This is a genomic window from Nodosilinea sp. P-1105 (genome assembly GCF_012911975.1).
Lineage (GTDB): Bacteria > Cyanobacteriota > Cyanobacteriia > Phormidesmidales > Phormidesmidaceae > Nodosilinea.
This window is the reverse complement of record NZ_SMDQ01000180.1, coordinates 1-806: the sequence shown is the minus strand read 5'-3', so window position 1 is coordinate 806 and position 806 is coordinate 1. Positions and strand designations below refer to the sequence as shown.

At 52.2% G+C, this 806-nt stretch carries 1 protein-coding gene; it reads left to right on the top strand.

Features of this window, described 5'->3' with window-relative positions; genetic code table 11:
- Nucleotides 1-400: 400 nt before the first annotated feature.
- Nucleotides 401-781, top strand: a complete 381-nt coding sequence (locus E1H13_RS26655; RefSeq protein ID WP_169617978.1) for a Dethiobiotin synthetase — start codon at nt 401-403, stop codon at nt 779-781.
- The last annotated feature ends 25 nt before the right edge of the window (nt 782-806 follow it).

The following is an 806-nucleotide window of genomic DNA, read 5'->3' as shown; positions in this document are numbered from 1 at the left end:
TCAACTTCCCGGTGAGTATTTACACTCGGCTGGGGCCAGAATCTGAGGAACCTCCTTAGAAATGAGCGAACCGGGAGTGATAACGAGTACTTTGCGGTATAAGTTGACCAGACAGCCCTAACACCTGGCACCTAGAACCTGACAACCCCAGCCAAGAGGGCAACCTTGGTCAGGTATTGCATCTGCAGGGCAATTCCACCGGTTGAAACTCAGCCGGGCTCTTGTCAGTCATGGTTTTTTAGAACGTCGGTACAGATCCCAGGGTTCTGCTTTGGGATGCCCCAAAACGCATAGCCAATCAGCCCGAGAACCCTGGGATCTTGACATCCTGTACCGATGCTCTAGTGACAGACCGTTGCTTTCTGCAAGACCTCGTTTTTACTCCTTCTGACTTACCCCCATGGATTTTGACACCGCCCGCCAATTTGTTCTACGCCAAACCCTCGGCCCCAGCGATGATCGGCCCGATACATTTATTGCTTGTCTGCGCCAGGGTAAACCGCCAATTCCAGGGCAAGTGACGTCTTTACTGTTGGCGCTAAAGGTGTTGTTTGAAGGCCTAAAACAAGAACCCAGCCTCGATCGCCCTCTGGTGCAGGCCCTATTTGTTTTGGCCTACGAAAGCCGCCAGCTGTTTAATGCTGGCCAAAACCGTGGGGTGACTTGGCCCCCCATGCTGGATGATGATCTAATCCGGATTGCGAAGGGAGCCCAGTCGATTGTATTTGGTATCAAATGTCAATTACTTTGGCGGGTCGCGTCAATTAGATTGACGGGTTAACGCCCTCCGAATAGCCCCCTGTGTA